The organism is Terriglobales bacterium (genome assembly GCA_035561515.1).
Classification (GTDB): domain Bacteria; phylum Acidobacteriota; class Terriglobia; order Terriglobales; family Acidobacteriaceae; genus DATMXP01.
The window spans coordinates 49377-66921 of record DATMXP010000004.1; the positions used below are offsets into that span (position 1 = coordinate 49377).

General features: G+C 54.9%; 9 protein-coding genes. 7 read left to right on the plus strand and 2 right to left on the minus strand.

Annotation, left to right across the window (positions count from 1 at the left end):
• The first annotated feature begins 15 nt into the window (after nucleotides 1-15).
• The 3 genes from VN577_01000 to VN577_01010 all read left to right on the plus strand — a co-directional run bounded on the left by VN577_01000 (nucleotide 16) and on the right by VN577_01010 (nucleotide 5448).
• On the plus strand, nucleotides 16-1524 hold the full coding sequence (locus tag VN577_01000; protein HWR13375.1) for an MFS transporter: 1509 nt from the start codon (nucleotides 16-18) through the stop codon (nucleotides 1522-1524).
• Nucleotides 1525-1539: 15 nt separating this feature from the next.
• Nucleotides 1540-2667 carry an endo-1,4-beta-xylanase gene (locus tag VN577_01005; GenBank protein ID HWR13376.1) on the plus strand — a complete coding sequence of 376 codons (1128 nt, stop codon included), beginning with the start codon at nucleotides 1540-1542 and terminating at the stop codon, nucleotides 2665-2667.
• A 108-nt stretch (nucleotides 2668-2775) separates the two neighbouring features.
• Nucleotides 2776-5448, plus strand: coding sequence for a glycoside hydrolase family 3 C-terminal domain-containing protein (locus VN577_01010; protein HWR13377.1), 2673 nt, complete (start codon nucleotides 2776-2778; stop codon nucleotides 5446-5448).
• 54 nt (nucleotides 5449-5502) lie between these two features.
• On the opposite strand, the gene VN577_01015 is transcribed toward VN577_01010, so the two are convergent.
• Nucleotides 5503-8382, minus strand: coding sequence for a glycosyl hydrolase 115 family protein (locus tag VN577_01015; protein ID HWR13378.1), 2880 nt, complete (start codon nucleotides 8380-8382; stop codon nucleotides 5503-5505).
• A 142-nt stretch (nucleotides 8383-8524) separates the two neighbouring features.
• Between VN577_01015 and manD the strand changes: the two genes are divergently transcribed.
• Nucleotides 8525-9733, plus strand: a complete 1209-nt coding sequence (gene manD, locus VN577_01020; GenBank protein ID HWR13379.1) for a D-mannonate dehydratase ManD — start codon at nucleotides 8525-8527, stop codon at nucleotides 9731-9733.
• A gap of 68 nt (nucleotides 9734-9801) precedes the next feature.
• Here manD and uxaC read toward each other — a convergent pair whose 3' ends face one another.
• Nucleotides 9802-11223, minus strand: coding sequence for a glucuronate isomerase (gene uxaC, locus VN577_01025; GenBank protein HWR13380.1), 1422 nt, complete (start codon nucleotides 11221-11223; stop codon nucleotides 9802-9804).
• A gap of 285 nt (nucleotides 11224-11508) precedes the next feature.
• Between uxaC and xylA the strand changes: the two genes are divergently transcribed.
• The 3 genes from xylA (at nucleotide 11509) to VN577_01040 (ending at nucleotide 17540) form a co-directional block, all read left to right on the plus strand.
• On the plus strand, nucleotides 11509-12684 hold the full coding sequence (gene xylA / locus VN577_01030) for a xylose isomerase (GenBank protein HWR13381.1): 1176 nt from the start codon (nucleotides 11509-11511) through the stop codon (nucleotides 12682-12684).
• 275 nt (nucleotides 12685-12959) lie between these two features.
• Nucleotides 12960-14660 (plus strand): sodium:solute symporter family protein, encoded by a 1701-nt coding sequence (locus VN577_01035; GenBank protein ID HWR13382.1) that lies wholly within the window; start codon nucleotides 12960-12962, stop codon nucleotides 14658-14660.
• A 297-nt stretch (nucleotides 14661-14957) separates the two neighbouring features.
• On the plus strand, nucleotides 14958-17540 hold the full coding sequence (locus VN577_01040) for an alpha-glucuronidase family glycosyl hydrolase (GenBank protein HWR13383.1): 2583 nt from the start codon (nucleotides 14958-14960) through the stop codon (nucleotides 17538-17540).
• The last annotated feature ends 5 nt before the right edge of the window (nucleotides 17541-17545 follow it).

The following is a 17545-nucleotide window of genomic DNA, read 5'->3' on the forward strand; positions in this document are numbered from 1 at the left end:
AGTGAGGCCAATGAAATGGCTGAGAGCGTTCAGAAGTTAGCAGTGAGAGAAAAGGCTGGATACGCGTGCGCGGACATCGCGACGAACTTCTTCTTCCAGTCAATGATTCTTTATCAAACCCGTTTTTATACCGACACAGTTGGGCTTTCCGCAGTGGCAGTTGGCTCAATGTTCCTGGTGCTTCGACTTGCGGATGCTGTGTTCGACCCCATCATTGGAGCGCTTTCGGATCGTACCAATACGCGGTGGGGCAAATTCCGGCCCTGGGTTCTGTTTACCGCAGTGCCATTCGGCTTGGTGTTCTGGCTAGTTTATGTAACCCCGAATGTCGGCACACAAGGGAAACTGATTTATGCGTACATCACTTACACGCTGGTGATGATGCTCTACTCCGCGAATAACACGCCCTATTCAGCCCTTATGGGTGTGATGACTCCGGATGCCAGTGAGCGAAGCGCAATTGCGAGCTACCGATTCGTGGGCGCGCTGGTCGGCCAGTTCTTGATTCAGGCACTACCTCTTCCGCTGGTTGCCAAATTGGGCCAGGGAGATTCAGCAAAGGGTTGGGCCATGACGATGGCCATCTTCGCGGGCTGCATCGTTGTGCTGAACCTGATCACGTTCGCGAGCACGCGAGAACGGGTTATCCCGGATCCGAGGCAGAAATCATCGATCAAAGCCGACCTCAAGAACGTATTTACGTGCGAGCCGTGGATTGTGATGTTCGTGCTCACGCTTCTGGTATTTACGATGCTTGTCGTGCGCGGTAGTTCATCGAACTACATGTTTACCTACTATCTCGATCAAGCACATCTGAAAGGTGTCTTGGAGTCGATCGGCTTGGCAGGTGGTGATCCGGCTTCTATCGGCGGCTTTAAGTCTGTGCTGAACTCACTTGGGTTGCTGATTGCTCCTGACGGCTCCAATGCGGCGGCAGTCGGACTCAGCCTCTATTTCGTAATCGGCAGCATTATCCAGATCCCGGGAATCATTCTTTCGAAGCCGCTTGCGGACCGTTTCGGCAAGAAGGCGGTATTCCTGATCGGAGCGTTCATCACCACTCTCGCCACTGCCGGCGTTTTCCTGGCTTCACCGACATCGATTGGGCAGATGTACTTCTGGAGCGTGCTTTGGGCAGTCGGCTGGGGGCCAACTGTTCCTCTGCTCTGGGTGATGATTGCCGATGTTGCCGACTACTCGGAGTGGAAGACGTATCGCCGGGCTACCGGATTCATGTACGCAGGTATCCTGTTTGCGTTAAAAGCGGGACTCAGTCTCGGCGGCGCATTGAGCGCGTGGATCATCAATGCTTACGGATATGTTCCGAACCTTCAACAGACCGAGCGCGCATTGCTGGGAATTCGTCTCGGGGCGAGCCTCTATCCTGCGCTGGCGCTTTGCGTTGTGCTAGTTTGCCTGGTGCTTTACCCGATCGGCAAAGAGCTGAATATCCGCATACAGAACGAGTTGATGGAGCGGCGCAAGGCCTACATGGGTGACACGCTTCCTACGACGAGTTCATAGGAGCAATCATTGGCCATGATGAGACAACTTACTTTTGCAATGCTGTTGCTTGGAGTGATTGTCAGCGCCGATGCGCAGACAACATTAAAGTCAGCATTTAAGGACACATTCCTCGTGGGCGCCGCGATGAATCGCGCGCAGATCTTCGAGGAGCCAGGAAGCGGATCTGCAATCATCAAGGAACAATTCAACTCGATCACCCCGGAAAACATTCTGAAATGGGAACGAGTACATCCGAAGCCGGAAGAGTACGATTTTGCGGCGGCGGATCGGTTTGTGGAGTTCGGCACGAAGAACAAGATGTTCATGGTCGGTCACACGCTTGTGTGGCACAACCAGACGCCGAAATGGGTGTTCGAGGACGAGAAGGGAAATCCGTTAACTCGAGACGCTTTACTCAAGCGAATGCGGGATCACATCCATACGGTGGTTGGCCGCTACAAAGGGAAGATCAACGGATGGGATGTAGTTAACGAAGCTCTGAATGAAGACGGCACGCTTCGGCAATCGAAGTGGATGACTATTATCGGTGAGGATTACATTGCGCAGGCGTTCAAGTTTGCGCATGAAGCGGACCCAAAGGCCGAGTTGTACTACAACGACTTCTCTCTCGAGAATGAAGCAAAGAGAAATGGTGCCATTGCCCTGCTGAAGAAACTCAAGGCGCAAGGGGTGCCAGTGACAGCCGTCGGACTCCAGGGCCATAACGATCTCGAGTGGCCGACCGTTGAGCAGCAGGATGCCACCATCGCCGCCTTCAGGGCGATCGGGTTGAAGGTTGCGATCACGGAACTGGATATCGATGTATTGCCACGTCCTCCGCAGCAGGCTTCCGGTGACGCCGAAGTCACGAGGAGCATGCAGGCGACTCCGCAACTCAATCCCTATACGAATGGTTTGCCGGATTCTGTGCAGCAGGCGCTGGCAAAACGGTATGCCGATCTGTTCGGTATTTACTACAAATATCGTGGCACTGTGGACAGGGTCACGTTCTGGGGCGTCACCGATAAGGAGTCCTGGAAGAACAATTGGCCCATCCGCGGCAGGACGAACTACCCGTTGCTTTTCGATCGTGAAGGCAAACCAAAAGCAGCCTTTGATTCAGTAATCAAGACCGCGAATCGCAAATCGGCACATCACTAAAAGCGAGTTCCGTGAGCACTTCGACGAGAGGTGCTCACGGACGAGACTCGGCTCAGCTTCCGAGCCGATCGGCCCTCCGGTTCATCATTTCGACTTTCGGTGAGGAAAATGAAGCGATACTCCTTTGCGTTCCTTTGTCTCCTACTCGTTGTCGCCCGCGTGTGTGTAGTCGCACAACAGACCGGCCAAACTCCTGCGTACAAAAATCCGAGCCTTTCGGTTGATGAGCGCGTGAACGACCTGATTTCGCGCATGACACTCAAGGAGAAGATTTCGCAATTGGCCCACACGGCCGATGCTGTACCGCGACTTGGGATTCCGGAATACGACTGGTGGAATGAGGGCTTACACGGCGTGGCGCGCGCGGGTAACGCAACAGTGTTTCCGCAGGCAATCGGCATGGCTGCGATGTTTGATGAGCCACTGATGTTCAAGATCGCCGACGTGATCAGCACGGAATTTCGTGCCAAGTACAAGGCGAACGTGCATGCCGATGGATCCACAGATTGGTACAAGGGGCTAACGATTTGGTCCCCGAACATCAACATTTTTCGAGACCCGCGGTGGGGACGTGGCCAGGAAACGTACGGCGAAGATCCCTATCTGACATCGCGCCTGGGATTGGCCTTTGTGAAAGGGCTGCAAGGAAGTGACCCGAAGTATCTCAAGACAGTTGCCACGCCGAAACACTATGCCGTCCACAGCGGTCCCGAACTGACGAGGCACTACGTCGATGTGCCCGTTTCGAAGCACGATATGGCAGACACCTATCTGCCGGCGTTCCGCGCGACGGTAATGGACGGCAAGGCCGAATCTGTTATGTGTGCCTACAACGCCGTGAACGGCGAACCCGCGTGTGCCAACAAGGTGCTGTTACAGGATTATCTTCGCGGAGCATGGGGCTTCAAGGGCTACGTCGTATCCGATTGTGCGGCGATTGAAGACGTCTTCACCGGACACAAGTTCACCAAAACCATGGAAGAAGGAGCCGCGGTTTCGTTCCAAGTTGGTACGGATTTGATCTGCGGCATGCCACCACAGTCACGCGTGAAACTGGAAAAAGAGGCCCTCGAGAAAGCCGTTCAGGATGGGATCATCACGGAAGCTGTGATCGATCAGTCATTACGGAGGCTGTTCTCGGCGAGGTTCCGTCTCGGCATGTTCGATCCGCCGTCGATGAATCCCTATGACAAGATCGGGCCGAAGGACTTCGATACCGAAGCGAATCGACAACTGGCGCTTACGGCTGCGCAAAAGTCCCTGGTGCTGCTAAAGAACACAAATAGTTTCTTGCCCCTGAAGAAGAAGTACAACACCATTGCCGTCGTCGGCCCGAATGCCGACAGTGAGGACGCACTGATAGGAAACTATGCCGGGACTCCAAGCCATCCTGTGACCATTCTTGCAGGAATTCGAGCGAGATTTCCGGAGTCGAAGATTATCTACGCAAAGGGCATTGGACTGACCGGGCCGGCGACGGATCCGATTCCCACCGAGTATCTGTTCACCGACATTTCCCGAAAAGAGAATGGTCTTAAAGCTGAGTACTTCACCAACATCAAACTCGAAGGCGAACCGGTACTTCGCCGGACAGACAAACTGCTGAACTTCGAATGGATGTACGAAGGCGTGCCGGGATACCCGAACCTGGTGAAGAACTTTTCTACCAGATGGACGGGCGTGCTCGTTCCACCGAAAACTGGCGAGTACCTGATCGGCTTCACGGGCGAAGATGGCTACCGCGTTTGGCTGGATGACAAAGTGGTCGTGGAAGACTGGACTCCGCACCGTCCCGCGAGCACGGTTACGACTCACATCAGTCTTGAGGCCGGGCGCGTTTACAACGTAAAGATCGAGTACTTTCAATTGATCCGTGCTGCCGAGGCCAAACTCATCTGGAGCATCTTGGGCGAACCCGAGAAGCAGGCCGCCGAAGCGGTTAAGTCAGCAGATCTCGTCCTTGCGGCCATGGGCCTTTCGCCCAGAATCGAAGGTGAAGAAATGAAGGTTAACGCCGAGGGGTTCAGCGGCGGTGACCGGACGAAAATCGATCTTCCTGCACCCCAGCAGAAGTTTCTCGAAAGCATACATGCTCTTGGGAAGCCGATCGTGCTGGTGCTTGGTGGCGGCAGCGCGTTAGCGGTCAACTGGGCCGATCGGAATCTGCCGGCGATCATCCAGGCATGGTATCCCGGCGGTCAGGGTGGCACGGCTGTTGCGCAATTGCTGGCCGGTGATTTCAGCCCGAGCGGACGTTTGCCGGTCACGTTCTACAAATCGCTTCAAGAGCTATTGCCGTTTGACGACTACAGCATGGCAAACCGAACCTACCGTTACTTCAAAGGCGACCCGTTGTACCCGTTCGGGTTTGGTTTGAGCTACACCAGTTTCGGTTATCGAAACCTTCGGGTAAACACCGGAAGTACGCCGACCAATGGAAACGTAAGCGTTTCGGTGGAAGTGGCGAACACGGGACAACGTGCAGGAGAAGAGGTTGTTCAGTTGTATCTCTCAAGCAGTGCTGCTGGGGCGCCTTTGAGAGCACTCGCCGGCTTTCAACGTGTGCAACTGAATCCGGGACAAAAGAAGATGGTGAGTTTCAATATTGATAACCGTCAGTTGAGCGTGGTTGATGAGAACGGGAAGCACCGCGTGCTTCCAGGGGAAGTGAAGGTATGGGTCGGGGGTGGACAGCCAGTCACCAGGCCAGGACTGGCAAGGCCAAACGGACTGGAGTCCCACTTCGTGATTACTGGCGAAGCTGTGACCCTACCTGACTAGACCCGAACCGGGGAGCCTAGAAAAGCGGAGTTTAACCCTCCGCTTTCTTTGCTTCTAATTGATAGCTACCGGCTTGCCACGGAAACTTTCCGGCGGCCCTAAGTAACTGGGGTTAACGCCCCCGGTATCAACTACAATCTTCTGGAGAACGACCGCAGGATCAACCATCCAGAACTTCAAGGTGTGGTATCCGACGCCGTCGACTTTGAACTTTGTCTTCACTTTCCGCACGGCGTCTTCCACAGACTTCTCCCAGTCTTTGAGTTCGTTGTGCTCGAGTGCATCGATGATTTGCGGGGGCTGGTCGTCCCACGAGATTGCATATCGAACACCACGGCCCGGAGCAATGTTAAGCGTGGGCGAGAGGATTGCTTCGACTTCGATTTCACCGGGGTTGAAGAGGTAAACCTTGTACTCCAGACGAGGGCTGTTCGGAGGAGTGACGCTTTCCGCCGTGACGGGGAATACGCTCATCGACGACAACGTTCGTCCGAGGTCGTCGATCTTTTCCCAGCGAGCACGAGCGGTATCGACCTTGTTCGTGTAGTGGGTAGCCTCCATTGAAACATAGCCGTTACCCTCCACGAAGCCTTCCACCGTTTCCGCCTTCGGTTCCGAAGGGTTGAAAGCAGTTACTTTAATTGGGAAGCGGAACTCAAGCGGCCCATCAAAGGTGATGTTCCCTTCGGCCTTGCCAGGCGGGACCTTGCCCCAATCGATACTGACCCAGATGCGCTGGTCGTCGGTGAGTGTTCCACCGGAAGTGCTCAAAAGTATCCACGGTTGGCTGGCGTTAACCTTGAACTGCACAGGGTCGAGGCCGCGCCGGAAGACATCGATGTAGTGGCTCTCTTTCGTGAATACGTCGAACTCGGGCAGAGCCGGTGGACGGAAGCGGCCGGGTGCGAATGAGCCTTCCATGGCGATGCCCATTGCCTCGCCTTGTATTGGCTGCACTTCGTTTATGGCGGGCATTTTGTTCAACGGCGGCTGATTCCAATAGGTGTATCCGAGATGGGTCTGGTCCATCATGTGATTCCACTTGCCGCCGTTCAACTTGTGATACTCGTCTGAGAGTTGAGAGTCCCGCTTGAAGAGTTCGCGGGTTTTAGCAGCCCAGTCGTTCGCGCTTACTCGTCCCTGTGTCGCATAGAGATTGTTCTTCCCGGCTGCAATGTACAGTTGCGTGACTTGCGCGGACGCTTTCGTCGGGTGCAGGACTAGCTGGAAAAATGCATCGCGATACTGAGGCGGAAGCTGACCGTAAATTCTTTCCGCTTGATCCGTAATGTCCTGCCATTCTTTCCAGACGCGGTCCGCCTCCTGATAATCGGTAATGCTGAAGGTGGTGGAATCGATCAGTTCAGGTTTACGGCGACCGTTGTACTTCGTGTACTTCGCCACGATGTCTGCGATTTCAGCAGCGTGAGTCGGCCCGAACTCGCGCTCTGCCCAAAAACGAGTGAACTCAGCGATATTGTCCTTGCCCCAGCGTTCCGGATTCCACGCCATGCTGAGGAAGAACTCAATGGGGAACTCCATGGGTTTGAGATCGCCGACATTCACGATCCAGATGCGGTTGGCATCGTACCGATACGCCAGGTTCATCTGTTCCCAGACCTTCGCGATGGGGTTGGTATTAAGCCACTTGTAGGAGCGCGGACCACCGACATAATCGAAGTGGTAATACACGCCCGCACCGCCAGAGCGTTTGCGCTCTTCGGCGGTCGGCAGGCGCCGGATGTTGCCCCAGTTGTCATCGGCCCACAGCAGCGTTACATCATCGGGGACGCGCATCCCCTTTTCGTAGTACTCCTGCACCTCCTTGTACAGGGCCCAATCCTGAGGAATCTTTGTAACATCGGGATTTACTGCACGCTTCAAGATGTCGCGCTGGTCGGCAACGATCTTTTCCAGTAACTGAACGTTGGCATCTTCGGACATCGGCATATCGCCGTCGCCGCGCATGCCGACCGTGATGATGCTTTCGTAGTTCTTGTTCCGGGTGACGCCTTCTTCCCAGAAGTTTCTAAGGACCCCGGCATTCCTGGTGTAGTCCCACGGACCGGTACCGTGCCGTTTCCATTCCTTTTGCGCGCGAAGCATGGGCTCATGATGCGAGGTACCCATCACGATGCCATACTCATCCGCCAGTTTCGGATTCTCCGGGTCATCTTCATTGAACGCGTTGTTCCACATGGCCGGCCACAAGTAGTTGCCTTTCATGCGGAGGATGAGTTCGAACACCTTGGTATAAAACTGCGAGTTGTAGTTCCCGAACTTTTCCTTCACCCAATTTGTGAGCGCTGGCGCTTCATCGTTAAGAAAGATTCCGCGATACTTCACTGGTGAAGGCCCCTGCGCAAAGCGACCCGCCTTGATGAACAGGGAATCGCGGTGTTGAACGGGAACATCGGCCCACCAGTACCATGGCGATACTCCGATCTGCTCCGAAAGGTCGTAGATGCCAAAGATCGTTCCGCGCTTGTCGCTGCCATAAATGACGAGTGCTCGATCAATCCCCGGCAGAGGGCGATCCACAACCTGAAGGGCGAAGGCTTCCCATTTGCCCGAAAGGGAAGAGACATCGATCTTGCGGGATGCCGCGAGTCTGCGAACCAGCGCACTCTTCCCAATCGTGCCGATGATGATGGCGCTCTTTCCGGCTTGCGAAGCGACATTCACTATTTTTGCTGTCTGCCCGGTGACGCGGTTGATATCAGCCTGAAGGTCCTTTGCCGCCCGGATTACTCCGGGCCAATCGCTCGGATCCACCAGTATTGTGGCTGTGCTTTCGCCATCGGCAATGGTGAAACAACCCGGTGTGCAAGACGGTTCCACATATCGAGGCTGTCCGAGCGCAAGGGCGTTCTGAACGCAGACAGCGAATAGGATCAATACGAGAGCTTTCGCAAAGCGGAGGGGGGAAGGCATGGAGTGCCGGCTTTCCGCACAAAAGAGCATGTGCGTTGAGAAATCTTGTTCGAGGTACGAACAAAATCTAGAAACTACTAGAGCGCGACAGTAAAATCAAGGCGCGCTACCTCCCTGAGAGTGTGCCGGATCGGACGCGAAAATGAAGATTGTTGATGCAAAGGTTATCGTTTGCAGCCCCGGACGAAATTTCGTCACCCTGAAAATCATCACAGAGGACGGCGTTTATGGACTCGGAGATGCGACGCTGAATGGCCGCGAGTTATCAGTCGCAAGCTACCTAAAGGACCACGTTGTTCCACTGCTCATCGGCCGTGATGCTCGGCGCATTGAGGACATATGGCAGTACTTCTATAAGGGCGCGTACTGGCGGCGAGGTCCGGTCACGATGACCGCTATCGCGGCGGTCGATACAGCGCTCTGGGACATTAAGGGCAAGTCCCTGAATGCACCGCTGTACCAACTTCTTGGAGGCGCGTCTCGGGAGGGCGTCCTCGTATACGGGCACGCGAGCGGCACCGATGTCGAAGATACCGTGAAGGCAGTGGCCGACTTCATGAAGAAGGGTTACAAGGCGATCCGTGCCCAGTCAGGCATTCCGGGATTATCGAGTACGTATGGCGTGCATCATGGGCCGGGGCATTATGAGCCTGCGGAAAAAGGCGCGCCTCCGGAGAACGAATGGTCCACGGAAGCGTACATGAACTTCATTCCCACGCTGTTCGCTCGGCTACGAAAAGAGTTCGGCCCCGAACTGCACCTCTTGCACGATGTCCATCACCGGCTCACACCGAATGAAGCAGCGCGGGTCGGCAAAGATCTTGAGCCATACCGATTATTCTGGATGGAAGACCCGACTCCCGCCGAATTGCAGGAGGGATTTCGGGTGATTCGGCGGCACACGACAACCCCGCTTGCGGTGGGAGAAGTGTTCAACTCAATTTATGACTGCCAGCAGCTCATCCAGGAACAACTGATCGACTACATCCGCACTACCGTTGTGCACGCTGGCGGTATCACTCACCTGCGGCGGATCGCCAACTTTGCAGAGATCTATCACGTTCGTACCGGATCGCATGGCGCGACTGACCTGAGCCCCGTTTGCATGGGTGCGGCGCTGAACTTTGATCTGAGCGTTCACAACTTCGGAATCCAGGAGTACATGGCGCACGCAGACGTGACCGACAACGTGTTTCCACACAGCTACAAATTCGAGAATGGACTGATGCATCCGGGAGAGGCGCCGGGGATTGGTGTCGATATCGACGAAGAACTCGCGGCCAAGTATCCATACCAGCGAGCGTATCTGCCGGTGAACCGCAAACTCGACGGCACCATGCACAGCTGGTAAGAAGGCTGGACTGTAAATAGAAGCGCCGGGCCTCACACCCGGCGCTCTGTATTTGATGGCGTGTTGATCTATTTCATCGCTTCGGCCGATAGATCGAGGCCGAAAAAGTCGTATGCGTTTTTGTATGAGATGTTTCTGACCATCGTGCCGATCAGCACCTCATCGTTCGGTAGAAGCCCTTTTTCCATGTCATTGCCCAATAGGTTGCACAACACACGCCGGAAGTACTCGTGTCGAGGGAACGACATGAACGAGCGCGAGTCGGTAACCATGCCGACAAAACGCGACAGCAAGCCCGTAGCCGACAGTGTATTCAGCTGCCATTCAATGCCTTCCTTTTGATCGAGGAACCACCAGCCGCTGCCAAACTGGATCTTTCCCGCGATCGACTCGTCCTGGAAATTTCCGGCGGCAGTCGAGAAGGCGTAGTTCTCAGCGGGATTGAGGTTGTAAATCACCATTTTGGGAAGGCTGTTTTCGTTTTCAAGCAGGTCAAGGTATCGATTCAGCAAGACTGCCTGCGGCCAGTCTCCGACCGAGTCAAATCCGGTATTTGGGCCGAGTTCTCGCAATGCTCTGGTGTTTGCACTCCTCAGTGCGCCCAAATGCAGCTGCTTAACCCAGTTGCGCTCCGCGTCCAGACGACCGAAGTAGATCATCATGAAAGAGGCAAACTGATCATGTTCTTCCGGACAAGGAATCTGCCCGGCATGCACTTTTGCGAAGATCGCCTTCGCGCGTTCTTCAGAGCACGGATTCGCATGGCAGTAAATCAATCCGTGATCCGACAGTCGGCACCCCGCGGCATGAAACGCATCGTGACGCGCCTTCAACGCGTCCAGGAACTCGGCCAGGCTGGATATGCTTTTGCCCGATGTGGATTCCAAACGCGAAACCCAGGCGTTGAAAGCTTCCGGCGCATCAACCGCAAGTGCGGGATCCGGACGGAAGGACGGGAACACCCTGAACTCAGGATTTGAGGCGTTTACCTGTTTATGGAATTCCAGGGACGAACACGGGTCGTCGCTGGAACAAATCACGCGCACCTTGAACTTCTTAATGATTCCAAGGGCAGAAAAGTCGGCCGACTGGAGCAGGGCGTTCGCTTTTTTCCAAATACCTTCGGCTGACCTTTCGTCCATCAAATCATCGATGCCGAAGTAACGCTTCAGTTCAAGCTGGGTCCAATGATACAGAGGGTTGCGCAGCGTAAAGGGAACCGTGCGAGCCCAGGCAAGATACTTGTCATGTGGCGACGCATCACCGGTTATGTATTTCTCGGCGACTCCGTTGGCCCGCATGGCGCGCCATTTGTAGTGGTCTCCCTCAAGCCAGATCTCGAACAAGTCCCGGAACCTACGATTCTGCGCGAACTCGCTTGCTTCCAAATGGGAATGAAAGTCAAAGATTGGCTGGTCCTCGGCATAGTCGTGGTACAGCCGTCGGGCGGATTCGGTTTCGAGTAAGAAATTCTCGTGTATGAAGTTCAACAAAACGCTCCGGTGTCACACCAGGGGAACCTTGATACTGCCACCGCAAGAACCAAGTCTTCGAATTGTCTTGATAAAAATGAGTGAATGAAATCCCGCAGTCGAAGTCCCCGGAGTGCTACAATTTGCTGCGATTTAGTTTGCTTGTCAAACAAATAATAACGTCTTAAAGGCATTCCCTCCTAAACAAATGACCCAAAAACGGTCTGGGAGGCAATAATAACCGCCGGTTATCGAAGTTGCTAAGCCAAAGTTCACCGAAGTGGTGGCAGAGAGGAATAAAGAATGACGAAAAGCAATAATCCTTACCAGCCAAAGCCGGAGCATAAGTTCTCATTTGGGCTGTGGACCGTCGGGAACCGCGGCCGTGACCCGTTCGGTGACGCGGTGCGACCGACGATCAGCCCTGTCGACATCGTCAAATTACTGGCAGAAGTTGGCGCCTGGGGCGTCAACCTTCACGACAACGACCTGGTGCCAATCGATGCCACGCCCTTGGAACGTGACAAGATCGTGAAAGAGTTCAAGGACGCCTGCCAGAAGAACAATATCGTGGTTCCGATGGCGACCGTGTCGCTCTTTTATCACCCGGTATTCCGCGATGGTGCGTTCACCGCAAACGATCCCGATGTGCGTGCCTACGCGATCCAGAAAACGATGCGAGCGATGGATCTCGGCGCCGAACTAGGCGCGAAGATATTTGTCCTCTGGGGCGGGCGTGAAGGCGTCGAAACCGATGGTTGCCGCCGTGCCGACGAGGCCGTGAAGCGTTTGCGCAATGCCATCGACTATCTCTGCGAGTACAACATCGACAAGGGATACGGATACAAGTTTGCTTTAGAAGCGAAGCCCAACGAGCCCCGCGCTCACATTTACATGTCCACCACCGGCCATTATCTCGGCCTGATCCCGACGCTGGCGCATCCGGAGATGGTTGGGGTAAACCCGGAAGTCGCCCATGAGCACATGGCCGGACTGAACTTCATGCATGGTGTGGCCCAGGCTTGGGAAGCAGGGAAGTTGTTCCACATCGATCTGAATGACCAGGAGCCGGGCCGGTATGACCAGGACCTCCGTTTTGGTTCTGCCAATATCAAGGCTGCTTTCTGGCTGGTTAAGTTCCTCGAAGACGTTGGTTATGCCGGCCCTCGCCACTTCGACGCGCACGCGTACCGGACCGAAGATTACGAAGGCGTGAAGGACTTCGCCCGTGGCTGCATGAGGACTTATCTCATGCTGAAAGAGAAGGCCGAGCGCTGGAATGCGGACAAAGAAATCCAGGCCATTCTGGCGGAAATCAACCCGAAGCCACATGGCGCAAACAACCACGGCAAGTACTCGAAACAAAGTGCTACTGCGCTGTTGGGCCATGCCTTCGACAAAGACGCGATGATGAAGAAGCGGCTGCCATACGAGAAATTGGATCAGTTGACCGTCGATATCCTTCTCGGCACGCGGTAATAGTGTTCAGTATGTCGGGGCTACCGTTCGCGGTAGCCCTTTCTGTTAGTCCTTCGGGCGTCATGGATGCGCCGCGCCGGCGGGCCTTTATGTCGAACCACGACCAGTGCGGATGAGCACCTGCTTGGAGATTCGAAGCACTAGTGGTAACCTTCTGCACGATTTAATTCGACGCGTGAACGAATGCTTCGCGTGTCGTGTGTATTGGCAGTTGCGGTCAGCGGTTCCATAGCGTAATTTTTGACCACTTCGGACAGTGCAGGAGGAAACCTCACTTGATCCTCGCCATGTTTGCGCAGCCTAGCCGGCTGGTTTACCTCGCGCCGGTAGACATCATCATCATTGTTTTCTATTTCGCCCTTGTGCTGGCGATTGGCTTTTATCTGAAAGGTCGTGCCAAAACCGGCGATGACTTCTTCATGGCCGGACGCGAGATGACGGCCTGGATCGCAGGTCTCAGTTTCCTCTCTGCCAATCTGGGATCGCTGGAATTGATGGGGTGGGCTGCCGCAGCCTATCAGTACGGTATTCTTGCTGCCCACTGGTACTGGATCGGCGCCATCCCGGCGATGTTGTTCCTCGCCTTGGTGATGATGCCGTTCTATTACATCTCAAAGACGCACTCGGTTCCCGGATATCTGAAGCTCCGTTTTGGCGAGCCGGCACGTGCGTTGTCGGCCATTTCATTTGCATTCATGACCGTGCTCATGAGCGGGATCAATATGTACTCGATGGCGCTTGTGATGAAGGTGGTCCTGGGCTGGGACATCCATTTCTCAATCTGGGTTTCATCCATCACCGTGGCCGTATACGTCGCCCTCGGTGGCTTGCGCTCCGCGATCTTCAATGAAGTGCTTCAGTTCATCCTGATCTGGGCGGGTGCCCTCCTAATCCCGATCCTCGGTCTGGTCGAAACGGGAAGTTGGGCCAACCTGTGGGCGCGGATTTCTCAGAATGCTTCCTCTGAGTACACGCACCTTTGGTCCACGCTCGGTGACTTCAACAACAATCCAATGGGGATCAACTGGGTTGGCATTGTATTCGGGTTGTGTTGCGTTATCTCCATGGGTTATTGGACGACCGACTTCCTTGTTGTCCAACGCGTGCTGACCGCAAAAGACCTGCGTGCGGCGAAGATGGCTCCCATCATTGGTGCGGCATTCAAGATGATGGTGCCGTTCATCGTCATCCTGCCTGGACTGCTCGGATTGGCGTTGCTGCCGGTAAAGTTGGTTGGCGAAACGGAAGCGATCGCCACCGCAGGACACAGCTACAACGAAGTCTTGCCTCTCATGCTCGCACGGTACTGTGGCCCAGGGCTTCTCGGTCTCGGTATTACCGCGCTGATCGCGGGATTTATGTCGGGCATGGCGGGGAACGTCAGCGCATTCACCACGGTTTGGACCTATGACATCTATGGCGCCATGATCAACAAGAACGCCAGCGATAAGCACTACGTTTCCATGGGGCGCTGGTGCACGGTCATCGGTGTATTGATCAGCGTGGGAACGGCGTATCTGGTGATGCAGTTCGCCAGCATCATGGATTACGTGCAGGCGTTGTTCAGCTTCTTCATTGCCCCGCTGTTCGGTACCGTGTTGCTGGGTATGCTGTGGAAACGGGCTACTGCAATGGGCGGCTTCCTGGGCCTGCTGGCCGGGACCTTGTCCTCGATTGGCATGTGGGCGTGGGTAACGGCGGATCCGAGCGCTCTGCGTTACATCGCGCTCTCCAGCGCAGCCAAGCCAATGGCGGAGAATATGTTCCGAGCCCTGTGGTGCTGGATCATCTGCGTCGTCGTAACGATCGTCGTAAGTTACATGACGAAACCGAAACCGGAATCAGAGTTGGTCGGCTTGGTTTACGGCGCCACTCCGATTCCGCACGAAACAGACGTTCCGCTCATCCATCGTCCAGCGTTTTGGGCGGCGGTTGTGGGAATCGTGTTCGTCATTCTCAATATCATCTTCTGGTAGGCAGGTGAAACGATGCACGAAGGCGGCATTTCAATCTGGTTCTTCATCGGTATTTGTCTGGTGGTGACTGGCGTTCTGATTTTTGGTACCGGACTGTACCATCTCGTTTCACCTCCACCTCTCGAGCACCGCGTTGTGCTCTACGAACTACATGCCGACATCTGGTGGGGAGCGCTCCTCACCGTCGTGGGCCTTTTATACTCCATCAAGTTTCGACCAAGCCGTACTCAGTCAACGCATTCCTAGCGGAGAGCCGTGCATAGGCGCGGCTCTCACCAATTTCTTTTTGGCAGGGACATGAAACCTACGCATGGATACTCGTCGCCACTTTATTCCTTCATCAAATCCACAAAACTGAAAACATTCTGCGGAAGATTGGCGGTCGTCACCATTCTTCTGCTGCTCGCGTTTCCGGCTTTCGCCGAAACCGGTAAAGCAGGCTGGCTGCGCTACGCACGCTTGGATGCGGTAAGTGTTCGTTTTTACAGCACGCTGCCCGCAACCACGGTGCTGGTTGGCGACACTCCTATTCTTAACAACGCGCAGAACGAAGTCGTTCTGGGTATTCAAGGAATGCTCGGCCGAACGCTCCGGATGGTGAAGAGTGCCCCGACCGAGAGCGCGATAGTCATCGGAACGGCCGACGGTTTGAAGACGCTTGGATTCACGCTACCAGCAAGCGTGAAGCTAAGCGGAGACGGTTACTATCTGGCATTGGGACAGGTGAAGGGATTCAAGTCTCTCATCGTTACAGGCCAGACTGAGCGAGGTGTTCTCTACGGATCTTTCGCGCTGTTGAGAAAGATCGCGCAGGGTCAAAAGCTCGATGTGCTTAATGAAGCTCAGTCTCCTTCCGCGCCGATTCGCTGGACAAACGAGTGGGACAACCTCGACGGCAGCATCGAGCGTGGCTATGCCGGTAAATCCATCTTTTTCGAAAACCGTAAAGTCCGCGAAGATCTGTCGCTGGTCTCCGAATACGCGCGACTGCTGGCGTCGGTCGGTATTAACGGCTGCAACGTCAGCAATGTGAATGCGGACCTTCATATTCTCGATCCGGATTTCATCCCTCAGCTCGCCCGTATTGCCGACGCCATGCGTCCGTGGGGCGTGCAACTCGGCGTAGCCGTCAACGTCAGCATGCCGAAGCAGGTTGGCGGACTGGATACCTTCGATCCGCTGGATCCCAAGGTCGCTTCTTGGTGGAGCGAAAAATTCAATGTGGTGTACCGCCAGATCCCCGACTTCGGGGGAGTAGTCGTGAAGGCCGACTCAGAAGGTCAGCTCGGGCCGTCGGTCTATGGCCGAGGCCCAGTGGAAGCCGCTAACGTGATCGCGAAAGCTCTGAAGCCTCATAAAGGCGTCGTTTTCTATAGGGCCTTCGTCTACAACCACCACCTCGACTGGAATGACATGAAGGCAGATCGTGCGCGGGCTGCGTACGACATCTTCCATCCGCTGGACGGCAAATTTGAAGATAACGTAATCATTCAGATCAAACACGGACCAATCGATTTCCAGGTCCGTGAACCTGCATCCCCGCTCTTTGGAGGACTCGAGAAAACAAATCAGGCAATCGAACTTCAGGTCACGCAGGAATACCTCGGGCAACAGAAACACACGGTTTTCATTGTGCCGATGTGGAAGGAAGTTCTCGACTTCGACATGCGCGTAAATGGCAGGCGTACACCGGTGAAAGAAATACTTTCCGGACGTGCGTTTCAGCGTCCCATCGGAGGTTACGTTGGCGTGGTGAACGTTGGCCTTGATGAGAACTGGCTGGGCAATCATCTCGCAATGGCCAACTTGTACGGCTACGGCCGCCTTGCATGGAATCCGGACCTGACCTCACAGGAGATCATCGACGAGTGGACTCGATTGACATTCAACAATGAGCCGACAGTGGTTCAGACGGTGTCGCAGATTCAACTTGCATCATGGCCCGTATACGAAACCTACACAGGGATACTTGGCCTTCAGACTCTTACCAACATCACTGGAGCGCACTACGGACCCGCGCCGGAGTCACAAGAGCGCAATGGCTGGGGTCAGTGGATCCGTGCCGAGAAAGATGCTGTAGGCATGGACCGCACGGTTGCCACGGGTACTGGCTACGCCGGTCAATACTGGCCCGAAGTCGCAAAGATGTACGAGAAGGTTGAGACCACGCCGGAGGACCTCATCCTGTTCTTCCACCATCTCCCGTACACATACAAGTTGAAGAGCGGCAAGACGATCATTCAGACGATTTACGATTCGCATTACCAGGGTGCGGAGCGCGTCCGCGATTTCGTCGCGCAGTGGAAAACGCTCCACGGCAAAATTGACGATGGCCGCTACTTTGACGTGTTGAACCAACTGAAGTACCAATCAGGCCATGCGATCGTGTGGCGCGATGCGGTTAACGACTGGTTCAGGAAAGTCTCTGGAATAGCAGATGCTAAGGGCAGGGTGGGTAATCATCCGAATCGGACCGAAGCTGAAGCACTCGCGTTGACAGGTTATGCGGCGATCGATGTCACCCCCTGGGAGGGTGCGTCGGGTGGCGGAAAGGCGATTGCCTGCGCTGAACCCAACCAGTCCTGCACTGCCGAAGTGAAGTTCAAGGGCAAGCCGGGATGGTACGAGATCGATGTCGAGTACTTCGATCAACGTAACGGTGTGTCCACCTACCGTGTGTTTGTTGGCAGCCAGTTACTCGACGCTTGGAAGGCGGATCTGCATCTGCCCGCAACAAAGCCAAATGCCGATTCGTCTACACGCCGTCGCATTAAAGGAATCGCCCTTCGACCGGGAGACATGATCCGCATTGAGGGCGTTCCCGATGGCGCTGAACGCGCTGCTTTGGACTACATCGAAATCATTCCGGAAACTGAATAGGATCG

Bases quoted from the DNA above. Each gene is read 5' to 3' on its own strand.
- xylA (HWR13381.1), top strand. From the start codon at position 11,509: ATGACGAAAAGCAATAATCCTTACCAGCCAAAGCCGGAGCATAAGTTC.
- manD (HWR13379.1), top strand. From the start codon at position 8,525: ATGAAGATTGTTGATGCAAAGGTTATCGTTTGCAGCCCCGGACGAAAT.
- VN577_01040 (HWR13383.1), top strand. From the start codon at position 14,958: ATGAAACCTACGCATGGATACTCGTCGCCACTTTATTCCTTCATCAAA.
- VN577_01010 (HWR13377.1), top strand. From the start codon at position 2,776: ATGAAGCGATACTCCTTTGCGTTCCTTTGTCTCCTACTCGTTGTCGCC.
- VN577_01000 (HWR13375.1), top strand. From the start codon at position 16: ATGGCTGAGAGCGTTCAGAAGTTAGCAGTGAGAGAAAAGGCTGGATAC.
- VN577_01005 (HWR13376.1), top strand. From the start codon at position 1,540: ATGATGAGACAACTTACTTTTGCAATGCTGTTGCTTGGAGTGATTGTC.
- VN577_01015 (HWR13378.1), bottom strand. From the start codon at position 8,382: ATGCCTTCCCCCCTCCGCTTTGCGAAAGCTCTCGTATTGATCCTATTC.